11 protein-coding genes are annotated in these 16,025 nt (G+C 69.7%); 7 read left to right on the plus strand and 4 right to left on the minus strand.

Translation table 11 applies throughout. The annotated features are described in order from the left end of the window. Positions 1-149 precede the first annotated feature (149 nt). Entirely contained in the window at positions 150-1,211 is a 1,062-nt protein-coding gene (locus tag UA75_RS21165; RefSeq protein WP_075741748.1) for a glucose 1-dehydrogenase, read from the minus strand. A 406-nt stretch (positions 1,212-1,617) separates the two neighbouring features. Here UA75_RS21165 and UA75_RS21170 point away from each other — a divergent pair, with 406 nt between their 5' ends. The 3 genes from UA75_RS21170 to UA75_RS21180 are packed head-to-tail and all read left to right on the plus strand — an operon-like array spanning position 1,618 to position 4,425. Continuing rightward, a complete protein-coding gene (locus UA75_RS21170) occupies positions 1,618-2,349 on the plus strand; it encodes a (Fe-S)-binding protein (protein ID WP_232237860.1) in 732 nt (243 codons plus the stop codon). Next, positions 2,331-3,761 carry a LutB/LldF family L-lactate oxidation iron-sulfur protein gene (locus UA75_RS21175; RefSeq protein WP_075741749.1) on the plus strand — a complete coding sequence of 477 codons (1,431 nt, stop codon included), beginning with the start codon at positions 2,331-2,333 and terminating at the stop codon, positions 3,759-3,761. Before UA75_RS21170 ends, UA75_RS21175 begins: the two co-directional genes overlap by 19 nt. A 40-nt stretch (positions 3,762-3,801) precedes the next feature. Next, positions 3,802-4,425 carry a LutC/YkgG family protein gene (locus tag UA75_RS21180; protein WP_075744040.1) on the plus strand — a complete coding sequence of 208 codons (624 nt, stop codon included), beginning with the start codon at positions 3,802-3,804 and terminating at the stop codon, positions 4,423-4,425. A gap of 31 nt (positions 4,426-4,456) precedes the next feature. On the opposite strand, the gene UA75_RS21185 is transcribed toward UA75_RS21180, so the two are convergent. Beyond that, positions 4,457-4,924, minus strand: a complete 468-nt coding sequence (locus UA75_RS21185) for an NUDIX domain-containing protein (protein ID WP_075741750.1) — start codon at positions 4,922-4,924, stop codon at positions 4,457-4,459. 1,034 nt (positions 4,925-5,958) lie between these two features. On the opposite strand from UA75_RS21185, the gene UA75_RS21190 reads away from it, so the two are divergent. Further along, the gene (locus tag UA75_RS21190; protein ID WP_232251101.1) at positions 5,959-10,155 is read left to right on the plus strand and encodes a ThuA domain-containing protein; all 4,197 of its coding nucleotides are present in this window, start codon (positions 5,959-5,961) and stop codon (positions 10,153-10,155) included. A gap of 314 nt (positions 10,156-10,469) precedes the next feature. Here UA75_RS21190 and UA75_RS21195 read toward each other — a convergent pair whose 3' ends face one another. After that, positions 10,470-11,246: an SGNH/GDSL hydrolase family protein gene (locus tag UA75_RS21195; RefSeq protein WP_157434342.1), complete on the minus strand. Its 777-nt coding sequence runs from the start codon at positions 11,244-11,246 to the stop codon at positions 10,470-10,472. A 113-nt stretch (positions 11,247-11,359) separates the two neighbouring features. On the opposite strand from UA75_RS21195, the gene UA75_RS21200 reads away from it, so the two are divergent. The 3 genes from UA75_RS21200 to UA75_RS21210 all read left to right on the plus strand — a co-directional run bounded on the left by UA75_RS21200 (position 11,360) and on the right by UA75_RS21210 (position 14,297). After that, positions 11,360-12,031, plus strand: coding sequence for a response regulator transcription factor (locus UA75_RS21200; RefSeq protein ID WP_075741752.1), 672 nt, complete (start codon positions 11,360-11,362; stop codon positions 12,029-12,031). After that, complete coding sequence (locus tag UA75_RS21205; protein ID WP_075741753.1) at positions 12,028-13,488, plus strand: sensor histidine kinase; 1,461 nt, start codon at positions 12,028-12,030, stop codon at positions 13,486-13,488. Before UA75_RS21200 ends, UA75_RS21205 begins: the two co-directional genes overlap by 4 nt. Before the next feature lie 401 nt (positions 13,489-13,889). Then, entirely contained in the window at positions 13,890-14,297 is a 408-nt protein-coding gene (locus UA75_RS21210; RefSeq protein ID WP_232251102.1) for a hypothetical protein, read from the plus strand. Here the strand turns inward: UA75_RS21210 and UA75_RS21215 are convergent, their stop codons facing one another. After that, a complete protein-coding gene (locus UA75_RS21215; protein WP_075741755.1) occupies positions 14,298-15,512 on the minus strand; it encodes an acyltransferase family protein in 1,215 nt (404 codons plus the stop codon). It lies immediately after the preceding gene. Between the last annotated feature and the right edge of the window lie 513 nt (positions 15,513-16,025).

Consider the following 16,025-nt stretch of genomic DNA (forward strand, 5'->3'; position numbering starts at 1 on the left):
TCGTCCACGCCGATCCCCGCTCACGGCGGAGCAGGGCCGAGGACAGGCGCTGAGCAGGCGGCATCGGCTCGCAGCACGGAGCGCGGGCCGAGCCTGCCTGCGACCTCGGCACGACGAGCCGGGCGAGCGGGCCGCCGACGGGCCTGCGGTCAGCCGCCGGTGGTCGTCAGGTCGATGATCACCTTCACGTCGTCCTCGTGGTGTTCGAAGGCCTCGTGGAATCGCGCCAGCGGGACGCGCCTGGTCACCAGTCGGGCGAGCCAGTCCCGGTTCGCCGCCGCCAGGGCGTCGGCGGCAAGCGTGTAGTGCCCCAGGTTGGCGTTGACCGAGCCGAAGACGGCGTCGTTCTCCAGGACGATGCTCCGGTTGAGGCTGCCGAGGTCGGTGGGCAGCACCCGACCCGGCGAGGAGACGCCGGTGAGACAGACGATCCCGTAGGCGGCGGTCACCGCCATCGCCTCGCACACGAGCTGATCGACGCCCGTGGCCTCGATGACGATGTCCGGGCGCAGTCGCGTGCCGAATGCCGACACGCCGTCGTGGTGATAGGTGGCCCCGAGGTCCCGGACCAGGGCGACCTTGGGTCCGTCGACGACCCGGTCCAGCACGTGGACGTCGAGGCCGCGTTGGACGCCGATGAGCGCGGCGAGCAGGCCGATCGGCCCGGCGCCGGTGATGAGGACGCTCTTCGGCTCGTACCAGGAGCGCTGCCCGATCCGCTCGATCTGATCCCAGGCCTTGGCGACCACGCTGGTCGGCTCCAGCAGCATGCCGACGTCGGAGAGCCGGGGGTCGAGCCGGACCGCGTACTCGGACTCCACCGTCCAGGCCTCGCTCGCGTAGCCGTCCAGGCCCTTGATGCCGCGCTCGGTGTAGCGGCCGTTGCGACACATGTCGAAGTACCCGCGCGCACAGGCGCCGCAGGGCTCGGGGTCCGGTCTTCTGACGACGCCCACGACGAGGTCGCCTTCGGCGAAGTCGGAGTCCGCGGGCGCCTGCCGAACCCGGCCGAGGGACTCGTGCCCGATGATCAGCCTCCTGCGGCCCGGCACGGCCTCCCCGAACTGGGCGTCCACGATCTCCCGGTCCGTTCCGCACACCCCCACCGCGAGGCCGTCCACGAGCAGCTCGCCCGGTCCGGGTGTCGGGTCGTCCACCTCGTCGACTCGCAGCGAGTCCTGCTCGCCCGGCGTCACCGTCAACGCACGCATGTCCGGTCCCCTCCCGCTGCCACGGCTCGTTTCGAACCCTGATCAGACAAGACCATGACACGAACGGCCCTCGCCCCGCTGCCGTGCCACCCACACCCGTCCCACTGCCACCATCCGACTCGCTCGACTCGCGCGGGTCTGCTCGGCGTGGGAGGGAGGGAGCCTGCCCACGAACGGCCCGTGGTGCGCTGAGACGATCCTGATTGCGACGAGACCGGCCGAGCGCGGAAACGGCGGAATCGGGCGCGGGCGACGCCGCCGGAGCAGGCACGGCGCTGGTCGGCGAGGACACCGCCGGGCCTGCCGGCCGGTTTCAGCCGTCGATTTCCGGCTCGGGGTGCACGCATCGCCCCGCCCGGTCTGACAAGCTCGGAAGCACCGGCATGGCGGCGGAGGAACAAGGGGGCTGGTGGTAGTGCGGGTGGCGCTGTTCGCGACGTGCGTGACCGACACGTTGTACCCGCGCACCGGGCAGGCCGTGGTGCGGCTGCTGGAGCGGCTCGGCTGCGAGGTCGACTTCCCGGCGGCCCAGACCTGCTGCGGGCAGATGCACTACAACACGGGATATCCGAAGCACGCGGCGGCGCTGGCCGCCGACTACGAGCGCATCTTCACCGAGTACGACGCGGTGGTGGCGCCGTCGGGCTCGTGCGTCGGCATGGTCCGGGAGATCTACCCGAAGCTGCTCGACTCGACGCAGGCCGCCATCCGCAGCCATGAGCTGTCGGAGTTCCTGGTGGACGTCCTGGGCGTCACCGACGTCGGCGCCTACTTCCCCCATCGGGTCACCTATCACCCCACCTGTCACTCGCTGCGGATGCTGAAGGTCGGCGACCGACCGATGCGGCTGTTGCGCGCGGTGCGGGGCCTGGAGCTGGTGGAGCTGCCCGAGGCCGAGTCCTGCTGCGGCTTCGGCGGCACCTTCGCCATCAAGAACGCCGACACCTCCAGCGCGATGCTGACGGACAAGATCAAGGGCATCACCGAGACCCGCGCCGAGGTGCTCACCGCCGGGGACAACTCCTGCCTGATGCACATCGGCGGCGGGCTGTCCCGGCTCCGGGCAGGCGTCAGTCCTGTTCACCTCGCGGAGATCCTGAGCAGCACGGAGGAGGAGCCATGGCAGGCCGTGGCGTGACCTGGCTGGGCACGCCGACCTTCCCCAAGGCGGCGCGCACGGCCCTGGCGGACACTCAGCTGCGCACCAATCTGCGCAACGCGACGACCACGATCCGAGGCAAGCGGGCAGGCGCCGTGGCCGAGCTGCCCGACTGGGAGCCGCTGCGGCTGGCAGGCGAGGCGATCAAGGACGAGGTGCTCGCCGACCTCGGCACCTACCTGGAGCGACTGGAGGCCGCGGTCACCGCGCGCGGCGGGGTCGTGCACTGGGCCCGCGACGCCGTGGAGGCCAACGAGATCGTCCTGCGCCTCACCCGCGAGGCGGGCGCCGACGAGGTCGTCAAGATCAAGTCGATGGCGACCGCCGAGATCGGGTTGAACGAGGCGCTGGCCGAGGGCGGCGTGCAGGCGGTGGAGACCGACCTCGCGGAGCTGATCGTGCAGCTGGGCGAGGACCGTCCCTCCCACATCCTGGTCCCCGCGATCCACCGCAACCGCTCGGAGATCCGGGAGATCTTCCGGCGGGAGATGCCCGACGTGCCCGAGGACATCACCGACGAGCCCAGGGAGCTGGCCGAGGCGGCCCGCAGGCACCTTCGGCAGAAGTTCCTCACGGCGAAGGTGGCCGTGTCGGGGGCGAACTTCGCGGTGGCCGACAGCGGATCGGTGGTGGTGGTCGAGTCCGAGGGCAACGGTCGGATGTGCCTCACCCTGCCGGAGACGCTGATCACCGTGATGGGCATCGAGAAGGTGGTGCCGACGTGGTCCGATCTGGAGGTCTTCCTCCAACTCCTGCCCCGGTCGTCCACTGCGGAGCGGATGAACCCCTACACGTCGGTGTGGACCGGGGTGACGCCCGGTGACGGGCCGAAGAACTTCCACCTGATCCTGCTGGACAACGGTCGCACCGACACGCTGGCCGACACGGTGGGCAGGCAGGCGCTGCGCTGCATCCGGTGTTCGGCCTGCCTGAACGTGTGCCCGGTCTACGAGCGCACCGGCGGCGCGGCCTACGGCTCGGTGTATCCGGGTCCGATCGGCGCGATCCTCACCCCGCAGCTGCTCGGGGAGGACGTCGACAAGCAGGCGAGGTCGCTGCCCTATGCCTCCTCGCTGTGCGGCGCGTGCTTCGAGGTCTGTCCGGTGCGGATCGACATCCCCGAGGTGCTGGTGCACCTGCGGGCCGAGGCGGTTCAGGCCAAGAACAAGACCTCTCCGGAGGCGGTGGCGATGGCCGCGCTCGCCTGGGCGATGGGCGACGCCCGCCGCTGGGCCGCAGCCCAGAAGGCCGCCGGGATCGGCAGGCTGCTCAGTCGGGGCGGGCGGATCACCAGCCTGCCGTGGCCGGGATCGAAGTGGACCTCCTCGCGGGACCTGCCCGCGCCGCCCAAGGAGACGTTCCGCGCGTGGTGGAGGAGGACCCGTGGCTGAATCCGAGCGCGCGGCGGCCAGGCAGGCGGGGACCCGGCAGGTGGGCTCGGCACGCGAGGCCGTGCTGGGCCGCATCCGGGCCGCGCTGGCCGACCGGCCCGGCCCGGTCACGGTGCCCAGGGACTACGACCGCACCCGCGAGGCGGCCGATCCGCTCGCGCTGCTCGCCGAGCGGATCGAGGACTACCGCGCGGTGGTGCACCGGGTCGACGCCGCCGGACTGCCCAGCCGGATCGCGACGTCGTTGGCGGCACGCGGCGCCCGGCGGATGGCCGCCCCCGTCGACCTGCCCACGAGCTGGCTGGCACCCGAGGTGACCTGGCGACTCGACACGGATCAGTCGTTGACCATCGACGAGCTGGACGGCATCGACGGCGTGCTCACCGGCTGCGCCGTGGCCGTGGCCGAGACCGGCACGCTGGTGCTGGACGCGGGCGAGGCGCAGGGCAGGCGAGTGCTCACCCTGCTGCCCGACTATCACCTGTGCGTGGTGCGGGCCGATCAGGTGGCGGTCTCGCTGCCCGAGGCGCTGGCCCGGCTCGACGGCACCAGACCGCTGACCTTCGTGAGCGGCCCGTCGGCGACCAGCGACATCGAGCTGAACCGCGTCGAGGGCGTGCACGGCCCCCGCACGCTCGAAGTCGTCATCGTCACGGGCGGGTAGATCCCGCCCCCGCAGGGATCTGGGCGAGTCGTTAAACGACCGGAGGAAGATCTGCCAGCACCGCGGAGCGGTTCTCCAGCACGAAGTCACGCAGAACGGTGGGCTTGAGGTCATACTCGGCCAACTGCTCCAGCGGGATCCGCTCCATCTCGTAGCCGCCACGGCTGACGTCGGTGTGCTCGTCGCCGGTCCGCGCCGACTCATCAAGGCTGACAAGGGTGGCGGCGAAGAAGTACTGGACGCTCTGCCCGCCCTCGGCAACGGAAGTGATTAGGGTCAGCTGCTGCCCGATAACTGCCTTCGCGCCGAGTTCCTCGAGCAACTCGCGCTCCAACGCGGCCTCACGGCTGGGATCCCCGGGTTCGATACCACCGCCCGGCGTCGTCCAGTACGGAGCTACCCCAGCCTTGGTGCGCTTGATCGCCACCAGCTGACCTTCATGATCGATCAGCACAGCACGAGCCGACCGCCGCACGATCGGCACCACCGATGACGTCACGATGATCTCCCTGGCTGAAGAAACAGTCCACCCCCATTGTCATCGGATGCCGCGAAACCTCCAGCACTGCCCACCGGGCCCTCGCGTCCCGATGGGGCGAAGCGCGCGCGGTTCCCTCGCACAACTGCCAGCGCGGAACGTCAACGGACTGGATGAGTCGCTCCTCCACCCGACCACACGGGCCGTCCGCACCCGTCTGTCGATTCGGTGTCCACTGACGACTCTGGTCGCCCGGCCGCCGGTCTTTCGGATCGTTCCATCAGGCAGAGCGCCGGCACCTCAGCCCCGGCAACCGGTCCGCCGTGGGCAGGTCTCCTCGGGCGTCCGGACCACGGCGCCGCCTGCGGCGAATGCCGACCGCGGGCCAGGTCCGCCGACCGCGTGCGGTGTACGTTCACACAGTATTGACATGAAGGACCGGCTGTACTTAACTGATTATGCTATCCGCCATCTTCCCGGGCAGGCGGCGCCTGGGTGTTAGCGGTCGTTTGATTAATGACCGACGACGCACCACGTCGCAACAGCACGATGACGCCCGTCGGCGTCGAATCATTCGATTCGACGCGGGTTGATCATCGGGAGAGGTTGGCCGATTTGTCAGTGCATCGATCCGGCAGCCCGAGGCAGCGGACCACCAGGCCCGACGCAGGCTGACCGCCTTCCACGACCGCTCGTCCCCCGACTCCTCCGGCTGGGACCCTTCGCGGCCGATCCGAATCCTGACCTGCACCGATCGACCAGCACCCCTGCCTGAATCGTTCTAGCCCGGCAGGGTGAGGTCGCTCGCGGAGACGGCCGAGGATCGCGACTGCGACGGTCGTCGAGCACCGATCCCGCAACCGACCGTCCCGGCGGTCGGCCCCTGACGCCCGACCGACGGGAAATCCGGCGGCCGGCCATCGACCCTGCCCTGACGAGTTCCTGCCAGCACCTCGAATCGTGTTCGCGAGAACGCGGGAAGGAGCCTGCCGAAAGAACCGGTCGCAGTGTGCCGACCGACGCATTTTGCCACCCGCTGAACAAGGAGCAACAAATTGCATCGCATCAGACGCGCGATGGGATTACTGATCGCATCCGCTCTCGCCGTTCTGCTGACCGGGCCGGTGCCCCAGGCCCTCGCCCAGGAGTCCGAGCAGCCCGAGTTCCGTGCCCTGCTGTTCACCAAGGCCGTCGGATACGTGCACAACTCGATCCCGAACGGGATCGCGATGTTCGAACGGCAGGCCGCCGAAGAGGGCTTCGAGCTGGTCGAGACCGACGACTCCAGCGTCTTCAATGACGAGGACCTCGCCACCTTCGACGCGGTGATCATGCTCCAGAACTCGGGCATGGTCTGGGAGACCGAGGAGGAGCGGGAGGCGATTCAGACCTACCTGCGCAACGGCGGCGGCATCACGGCCGTGCACAACTCCCTGGACATGGGCATCGAGAACGACTTCCCCTGGTGGGACGACACCATCAACGGCGGGGCGCACATGCCGACGCACTCGCCGGGGACCCTGGACGGCACCGCGTGGACCCTGGACCGGGTGCACCCCTCCACCGAGCATCTGCCGCAGGTGTGGGACCGGGCCGAGGAGTGGTACAACTTCGACCCCAACCCGAGGGGCAACGTCCACGTCTTGGTCGCCGCCGACGAGCGGACCTACAACCCGGGTAACGACGCGATGGGGCCGGACCACCCGATCTCCTGGTGTCACCGGCCCGAGGGCGGGCGCGTGTGGGCCACCGCGATGGGCCACGAGCCCGACTCCTACGACAACGAGCCGCTGTTCCAGCAGCACGTGCTCGGCGGTCTGAAGTGGGCGGCGGGCGTCGCGGAGGGCGACTGCGGCGGCACCGTGTGGAACAACTTCGAGAAGATCACCCTGGACGGCGACACCGACGACCCGATGCAGCTCGACGTCGCCGACGACGGCCGGGTCTTCGTGGCCGAGCGGGGCGGCGACCTGACCGTCTTCAAGCCGGACACCAACACCACCGTCACCGCGGGCTCGCTGGACGTCTACACCGGCGGCGAAGACGGTCTGGTCGGCATGACGCTCGACCCGGACTTCGCCGAGAACGGGTGGGTGTACCTGTACTACTCCCCCGCCGATGCCGACGAGGACATCAACAGACTGTCCCGCTTCACCATCGAGGGTGACACGCTCGACCTCGCGTCGGAGTCGGTCGTGCTCGACGTGCCCGCCTACCGCAGCCGGACCTACCCGGAGCCGGGCCACACCGGCGGCGCGCTGGACTTCGGCATCGACGGCTCCCTGTTCCTCGGCGTCGGCGACGACGTCCCGCCGAACCTGTCGTCGCACTGGCAGGGCTATGCGCCGATCGACTGGCGGCCCGGCCAGGAGATGCTGGACGCGGCGCGCACCTCGGGCAACACCAACGACCTGCGCGGCAAGATCCTGCGGATCACCCCGCTGGACGAAGGCGGCTACGCCATCCCCGAGGGCAACCTCTTCGAAGAGGGCACCGAACTGACCCGACCGGAGATCTACGGCATGGGCTTCCGCAACCCGTTCCGATTCCGCGTCGACCCGGAGACCGGTCACCTGCACGTCTCCGACTACGGGCCCGACCGGCACGGCCAGCCCGACGAGCGGGGACCACAGGGCTTCGTGGAATACGACGTGCTGACCGAGCCGGTGAACTCCGGCTGGCCGTTCTGTCACGGAAACAACGAGCCTTACGCGCCGTACAACCCGGACACCGGCGAGGTCGGCGAGAAGTTCGACTGCGACAACCTGGTCAACGAGTCGCCGAACAACACCGGCCTGACCGAGCTGCCGCCCGCCGAGATGCCGCAGGTCTGGTACGACTACGCCATCTCGCCGGAGTTCCCGGAACTGGGTTCCGGCGGCAGCGGGCCGATGAGCGGGCCGGTCTACCGCTTCGACCCCGACAGCGAGTCGGAGACGAAGTTCCCGGAGTACTTCGACGGGGTGCACTTCTTCTACGAGTGGACCAGGGACTACATCAAGGAGTTCCACCTCGACGAGGACAACCAGTTCCTCAAGAGCAACGACTTCCTCGCCAACGAGACGTTCAACAAGCCGATGGACATGGAGTTCGGCTCGGACGGCTCGCTCTACCTGCTGGAGTGGGGCAGCGGGTTCGGCGGCGGCAACAGCAACTCCGGCCTCTACCGGATCGATTACAACCAGGGGCAGAGCCGACCGGTCGCCGTGGCGACCGCGAGCGCGACCAACGGGCCGACGCCGCTGGAGGTGACCTTCTCCAGTGAGGGCAGCGCCGACCCCGCCGGTGGTGACATCACGCTGGGCTGGGACTTCGACGGCGACGGCACGGTGGACTCCACCGAGGCGAACCCGACGCACGTCTACACCGAGCCGGGGGTCTTCACCGCTCAGCTGCGGGTCACCAACGTCGCGGAGCAGACGGGGTACGCGAACATCGAGATCACTGTGGGCAACACCGCGCCGACCGTGGTGTTCGACGCCCCGCCCAACGGCGGACTGATCGAGTTCGGCGAGGACGTCTCTTACGAGCTGACCGTCACCGATCCCGAGGACGGCGAGGTCGACTGCGCCGAGGTGCTCGTGCGGCCCGCACTGGGCCATGACGACCACGAGCACGACACGAGCGACATCGCGGGCTGTTCGGGGACGGTCGACACCGCCGACCTCGGCGGACACCCGGAGGGCGCGAACCTCTACTACGTCCTCAACGGGCGCTACACCGACGGCGGCGGCGAGGGTGTCGGCTCGCTGACCGGCTACGACCGCCGGGTGTTGCAGCCGAAGAACAAGCAGGCGGAGTACTTCACCGACTCCTCCGGGGTGCGGGTCGTCAACGACGCGGGCGCGGAGAGCGGCGCCAGAATCGGGGACGTCAGCGACGGCGACTGGATCGCCTTCGATCCGCTCAGCCTGGAGAACATCGACTCGGTGAGCTACCGGGTGTCCTCGATCATCGAGGGCGCCTCCATCGAACTGCGGGCGGGCTCGCCGGAGGGTGAGCTGGTCGCGACCACGTCGGTGCAGAACACGGGCGGCTGGTCGAACTACGAGCAGACGGAGTCCGTCGACGTCGAGCTGGCGGGGAGCCACACCGTCTATCTGGTGTTCCGTTCGCCCGCGAACAACTCGCTGGATCTGGACTCGGTCCGCTTCGAGGGTGCGGGCTTCAGCACGCCGCCCGGCGGCGGTGAGGACACGACGGCTCCGGTGACCACGGCGAGCACCACGCCGAGCGAGCCCGACGGCCAGGAAGGCTGGTACACCACCAGCCCCGTCCAGATCACCCTCGAGGCCACCGACGACGCCGGCGACGTCGCCACCACCGAATACCGCATCGGCAACGGCGACTGGACCACCTACGAAGAACCCCTCACCCTCACCGACGACGGCACCCACACCGTCGACTACCGCTCCACCGACACCGCAGGCAACACCGAAGACACCCAGACCCTCGACATCGCCCTCGACACCACCGCACCCACCACCGAGGTCGTGCTGCCCGAGAGCGGGGGGCAGGGTTGGCATGACGGGGAGGTGACCGTGGAGCTGACCGCGTCCGATGAGGGCTCCGGGGTCGCGAGAACGGAGTGGAGCCTGGACGGCGGCGACTGGACCGCCTACACCGAGCCGGTCACCGTGACCGGCGAGGGCCCGCACTCGGTCCTCTACCGGACCGTCGACGTGGCGGGCAACGTGGAGGACGAGAAGGCCGCCACCATCCTCATCGACCCCACCGCACCCACGCTGCTGGTGGCCGGGGTGGCCGACGGACGGGTCTACGGCGACGCCACCGACCTCGTCCTGAGCTGGCACGCGGAGGACGCGACCTCGGGGATCGACTCCGTGGTGGGCACGCTGAACTCGACGGAGCTGGCCTCCGGGGAATACGTGCCGCTGCACCGGCTGTCGCTGGGCATCCAGGAGCTGTCGGTGACCGCCACCGACCGCGCGGGCAACACCACCGAACAGTCGGTCTCCTTCGCCACCACCACCTCCACCCGCGACATCAGCCAGCTCATCGACCGATTCCGCGCCACCAACCGACTCTCCCTCACCGCCACCACCCAACTCCGCACCCAACTCACCACCGCGCGGCTGGCCGAGGCAGGAGGCGACGACTTCGCGACCATCGCGGAACTCCAGACGCTCCAGACCCTCGTCGGCGACACCAGCCTCGTCACCGCAGGCGACGTCCGCAGCACCCTGGACCGCGACATTCAGGCCGTGATCGACGCGATCGAGGGAGGGTGAGTACGCATTGATCCGTTGATCCGTTGATCTTCGGACCCATCACGACCTCGGGGTCGGCGGCCGCGCAGACCGGGCCGTCGACCCCGAGGCGTCTGAAGGACAGCCCCGGAATCGACAGCTCTCGTGGTGCACAGACGACGTCGAGTGGTTGCCGTGGGACCGGTGGCCCGAAACAGTGGCCGTCGGCATGAGCGCTCAGACGCGAGGCCGGTCGGCGCGCACCTCGCCGTCGGCGTCGCCACGGCGGTCCAGCACTCCACCGTCGATCAGCGTCGGCATCGCCCGTTTCACAACCCGACGGGCAAGGCAGCTGGTCAACAGGCCCCGAAGTGCCCGTCCGCGGACCAGCCTGCGTTGGCCCAGTCCTCGGCGGCTGCCGGTGTGAAGCCGGGGAACTGATCCGCCAGTTCGGCAAGCAGCCAGGCGGTGAAGCGAGCGGCGCCCTGCGGGCAGGTATGGATGCCGTCGGCGTTGCGGTCGGCCGTGCCGTCCCGGATCTCCGTATAGGCGGTGCCCCATACTTCGCCCGCGTCGAGCACCCTTGCCTGACCGGACGACTCCGCCGCGACCGCCCTGGCGGCGTCGGCGGTGCGATCGAGATCTGCCATGTGCGGTTCGTAGAAGTCGTCGGGCCTGATCGGCGGCACGGTGACGAAGACCAGTTCCGCGCCTGCCTCGGTGACCGTGGTCGACAACCGGTCGTAGCCTGCCTCCTGCTCCGCCTGGGTGCCCCAGTCGTAGGTGGTGATCTGGTAGACGACCGCGTCTGCCTCAGCAGTGGCGATCTGCTCGGGAAGCTCCGTCCAGTGCTCCTCGGCGAACGGCCCGACGACATTCCCGCCGCCCTCGGAGGCCAGGGATTCGAACTCGACGCCGCTGGCCTCGAACGCGGCGGCCAACGGCAGCGCCTCGCCGACCGCGATGGAGTCGCCGATGAACAGCACCTTGGACAGTCCGGGCTCGGTGGCGGCGTCCGCCGCCGTTGCGTCGGTCGCCGCCGTTGCGTCATTCGCAGTGGACTCGCCGGAGCAGCCGGCAGCCAGCAGGAGCAGGCCGCTCAGGCCGAGGACGAGGCTCGGTGTCTTGGTCATGGCGTCGACTGTGCCGAGGCCGTGTCCTGCCGCCGCCCCCGCTGTGTCCCAGTTGCGTCGCAGGGGACCCGTCGCAGGCGCGGGGCCGTCGCTGCCGGGTCGATACTGGGCGGGTGGCCACGCTTCTGCTCATCGAGGATGATCCCCTGGTCCGACGCGGGTTCCAGCTGGCGCTGAGCAGACACGGGCATGACGTCCGCACGGCGGACTCCGGCGAGGAAGGGTTGCGAGAGTTCCACTCGGCCAGGCCGGACCTCGTGGTGCTCGACCTGATGCTGCCGGGCATCGACGGATTCCAGGTGTGCCGCCGTATCCGGGCCGTCGGTGATGTACCAGTGATCATGCTGACCGCGATGGGCGACGACTTCGACGTCGTCGGTGGTCTGGCGGCAGGCGCGGACGACTACGTCGTGAAGCCCGCCCAGCCCTCCGTGCTCGACGCGCGGATTCGTGCCGTGCTGCGCCGCAGCGCGGGTCACGACGGCGTGCGAGTCCATCGCGACCTGCACATCGACACCACGGCGTTGACGGTGTCGCTGCATGGCAGGCCGGTGCCGCTCTCACCGACGGAGCTGCGACTGCTGCTGACCCTGTCGCGCGCCCCTGGGCGGGTGTTCAGCAGACAACTGCTGCTGGAGGAGGTCTGGGAGCACGACTACCTCGGCGACTCCCGCCTGGTCGACAACTGTGTGCAGCGGCTGCGGGCGAAGATCGAGGACGTTCCGGCCGCCCCGGAGTACATCCAGACCGTGCGCGGGTTCGGGTACCGGTTCGGGCCGGTATGACGAAGAGGGCGCGGGCAGTGCCGAGCAGGCAGCGAACGAGGGAACTGCGGCGGACGCTGTGGCCGCGTGGGCTTCGTGCGCGATTGCTGGTCGCCTTCGTACTGGTCACGGTGCTCGGTGCCGCTGCGGCGGCCTGGTCGAGCGCAGGCTCGGCGAGCACGGCGCTGGTCACCTCGACTCAGGCGCGGCTCGCCGAGACCATCGCGGGCCAGATCGGTGCGATCACCCCGGAGCTCACCTATCCACCGGACCAGGAGTCGCTCGACAGGCTGCGCGCGGCCGTCGGACCGAACACGCTGGTGACGTATCAGAACCTCCGATCGGTGAGCGGCGACGGCACCGAGCTGATCACCGACGCAGTGCGCACCGAGGTGCGCGGCGGGAACCGACTCGTCACACAGCGGATCGTCGCCGAGGGCACGCCATGGCTGCTGGTCGGCACCCCGGTCGTGATCACGCAGCCGGACGGGGACAGTGCGCCTTCCGGCATCGAGGTGTACGCCGTGCACGACCTCACCGATGTCGAGCAGCAGATCGAGGGCTTCACCAGATCCGCGGCAGGCACCGCCGCGCTGGCACTGCCGCCTGCGGTGCTCCTGGCGCTGGTGGCCGCGCGCAGCGTGCTGCGCCCGGTCCGCGAAGTCCGGGACACCGCGCGGCGCCTGGCTGCAGGCGACCTCGACGCGCGGTCGCCGCCCAGGGGCGCCGACGAGTTGGCGGAACTGACCGTCACTATCAACGAGATGGCCGAGTCGGTGCAGACGTCGATGGCGGCGATGCAGCGAATGCAGGCCGACGCCAGGAGGTTCGCCGCCGACGTCTCGCACGAGCTGCGCACGCCCCTGAGCACGCTGACGGCGGTGGTGGAGGTGCTGGCGGCCACGGCCGACGAGATGGCGGCGGATTCCAGGGAGTCCGCGCAGCTGGCGATCACCGAGACGCACCGGCTGGTTCGGCTCGTCGAGGACCTGATGGAGGTCTCGCGATTCGACGCGGGCAGCGCCCGACTGCACAGCGAGGAGGTCGACGTCGTCGGTGCCGTTCGGGACTGCCTGCGCGTCCGTGACTGGCTGAACCGGGTCGAACTGGTGGCGCCGGAGGAGATCCGGCTCAGTCTCGATCGACGCAGGCTGGACGTCATCGTGGCGAACCTCGTCGGCAATGCGCTCCGGCACGGCGCACCACCGGTGCGGGTGCGGGTGCTGACCTCCCACGAGCAGGTGTGGATCGAGGTCACCGACAGCGGGCCAGGCATACCCCAGCGGGTGCTGCCGCATGTCTTCGACCGCTTCTACAAGGCCGATGCCGCTCGCACCCGTACTCCAGGCAGCGGACTGGGGCTGGCGATCGCGCTGGAGAACGCCCGTCTGCACGGCGGCGAGCTCGCTGCGGACAACATCGACGGTGGCGGTGCGCGGTTCGTGCTGCGACTGCCGGTCTCCATTTCGGCGCCGTGAGCGACGCTTGCGGAGCGAACCGAAACTACCGCGCGACACCTGCGGAGCGAACCGACACCACAGAGCGACACCTGCACAGCGAACCCACACCACCGAACGACACCTGCACAGCGAACCCACACCACCGAACGACACCTGTGCGCCGAACCAGCCCATAGCACCACGCTCGGGGTCGCCGAACCAACCAGCGCGAACACTGCGGACACCGTGATCAGCTGAGCGGATTCGCGCATCGAAGACAGGCGCAGGGCGCACCGAGCCGAGCGACCAGCGTGCGCCGACCGAGAACACCAGGCGACCGGGAACGGCGCCGCCGAGGCATTCGAAGGGACGTCGTGAAGCGGATCTGGTCGGCGGCAGCGGTTCTGCTACTGGCGGGCTGTGGAGTCCAGCCTTCGGGGGTGGTCGATGGAGGCGAGGCCCCGACCGGCCTGGCACCCGGTGTGACGCTGTACTTCGTCGATGCGAACGATGAGCTCCAGCCGCAGCAGCGAGACACGGGCCGCCTCGGGACGATCGCCGAGGCGATGTCCCTGCTGCTGTTGGGGCCCGGACATTCGGCGGTGTACACGGGGATCGCGCCGATCTCGACACCCCGCGTCGTGGTGACCACCACGACGGAGCTGATCGAACTGACGGTGCCGTTCACCATCGACGATGTCACCCCGGTGGGCCTCGACCAGATCGTGTGCACGGCGCTGGGCGTCCACGTGCAGGGCGGCGGGTCGAAGACCACCCAGGTGCAGGTCCGCTTCGTCCAGCCGACCCCGGAGTCGGCTGAGCGGCGGACCTGCCCGCTGATCAACTGATCAGATCAGCTTCGTGATGTCGATGGCGGGCGGGGCCGGGGCGGGCAGCGCCAGCCACAGGGCGGTCAGACCGATCACGAGCGCCACGAGCGCGAGCAGCCCGCTTTGTCCCTTCGCCCACCTGGCGTGGAACCGAATCGGGTCCTCGACCAGGTATTTCGACAGCGCCGCCATGCCGATCGACACGGCGAACACCACCGCCGTCCCGGCCCACCCGTCCAGTCCCGTCCGCTCCGGGGAGAGCAGCACGATGACGGGCCAGTGCCACAGGTACAGGCTGTAGGAGATCAGTCCCAGCCAGCGGAGCGGCTGCCAGGCGAGCCCCGTGGCCACCCAGGAGCGCGGCGTCTGCGCACACAGCACGATCAGCAGTGCGGAGGCCGCCGAATGCACGAAGAGCCCGCCGGTGAACAGCCACGAGGAGCCGACCCCGTCGACCAGCAGCCATGCCATGCCGAGCCCGACCGCCAGCAATGCCGAGAGGACACCGCCCCATCGGCCGACCACCCTGGTCAGCAGGGCCCGTACCGGTCGCGCGGCGACCACGGCGCCGAGCAGCAGGGAGAACGCCCGAGTGTCGGTGCCGGTGTAGACCCGCGTCGGGTCCGCCGGGTCGAGCAGCGTGATCATCACTACCAGCGACAGGACCGAGGCCAGCGCTGCGGCCACCGCGACTCGGTGGTCCACCCGCCGTGTGCACCTGGCGATGATCAGCAGGAGCATCGGCCAGACGAGGTAGAACTGCTCCTCGACCGCGACGCTCCACAGGTGCTCGAACACCCGGGCCGCCCCGAATCGGTCCCAGTAGCTCGCCGACTCGGCGAGCAGATGCCAATTGACCAGGTTCAGCAGCACCCAGGGGCCGTCCGCGAGCGTCGTCCGGACCAGGTCCGGCGGCCCCACCGCCCAGACCAGCACGGTGACGCAGGCAAGCATGACGGCCAGCGCCGGCAGCAGTCTCCGGAGCCGCCGTCCCCAGAACGGGACCAGCGACACTGCGCCGGTCGCCTCGATCTCCCGCAGCAGCAGGTCGGTGATGAGGTAGCCGGACAGTGCGAAGAACAGGTCCACGCCGAGGAAACCGCCGGACAGGTGGCCGGTGTGGAACAGCAGTACCCCCAGGATCGCGACACCCCGCACGCCGTCCAAGGCAGGCACGTGGGACGTGCGTCCCGTGGCCGACTCGGCGGCCTTGATCGGTTGAACTTCCGTCATGGCGCCGACTGTGTCGAGCCCGTGTCCGGGCGCCTTCCGAGTCTTGTCGCAGCCGGGTCGTGACCGACGGGCCGGACCCGGATCGCCACCGCCGACGACGTTCGCTGGGATGTGGCGGACGTCGATGGCTGCCCACCTCGACGACGACAGCGGAAGTCCTGGGCGAGACGGCGTGGTCGGTGCGGTCGGTGCGGTCCGAGCCGCTGAACCGCGAGGTCTGTTCGTGCCGGTGCAGGCCGACCGGTCCTGCGCGGGCGGTCGGGTCCGTCCAGACGGTCACCGTCGCTGAGACCGACACCGTCATCCGTTCGGCCCCGCAGCCGGGTCGGCAGGTGCCCAGCGCTCGGCCGCCTACAGCGCACGGGGCCCGAGAACCCCGCCGCCGAGACCGGTGATTTCGCCGATGCGGTGCGTACCGAGCCGCGGCGATGATGGCCGCGGAACGTGATCGATGGCATCGCCGGAGTGCACCGGCCCTCCCCTCTCGACGCGGGCGTTCACCAGGACGCCGAC

The organism is Actinoalloteichus sp. GBA129-24, assembly GCF_001941645.1.
GTDB classification, from domain to species: domain Bacteria; phylum Actinomycetota; class Actinomycetes; order Mycobacteriales; family Pseudonocardiaceae; genus Actinoalloteichus_A; species Actinoalloteichus_A fjordicus.

What these genes read in the sequence shown, in the direction of transcription:
- UA75_RS21165 (WP_075741748.1), bottom strand. Translation starts at nt 1,211, where the DNA reads ATGCGTGCGTTGACGGTGACGCCGGGCGAGCAGGACTCGCTGCGAGTC.
- UA75_RS21175 (WP_075741749.1), top strand. Translation starts at nt 2,331, where the DNA reads ATGGCAGGCCGTGGCGTGACCTGGCTGGGCACGCCGACCTTCCCCAAG.
- UA75_RS21195 (WP_157434342.1), bottom strand. Translation starts at nt 11,246, where the DNA reads ATGACCAAGACACCGAGCCTCGTCCTCGGCCTGAGCGGCCTGCTCCTG.
- UA75_RS21205 (WP_075741753.1), top strand. Translation starts at nt 12,028, where the DNA reads ATGACGAAGAGGGCGCGGGCAGTGCCGAGCAGGCAGCGAACGAGGGAA.
- UA75_RS21215 (WP_075741755.1), bottom strand. Translation starts at nt 15,512, where the DNA reads ATGACGGAAGTTCAACCGATCAAGGCCGCCGAGTCGGCCACGGGACGC.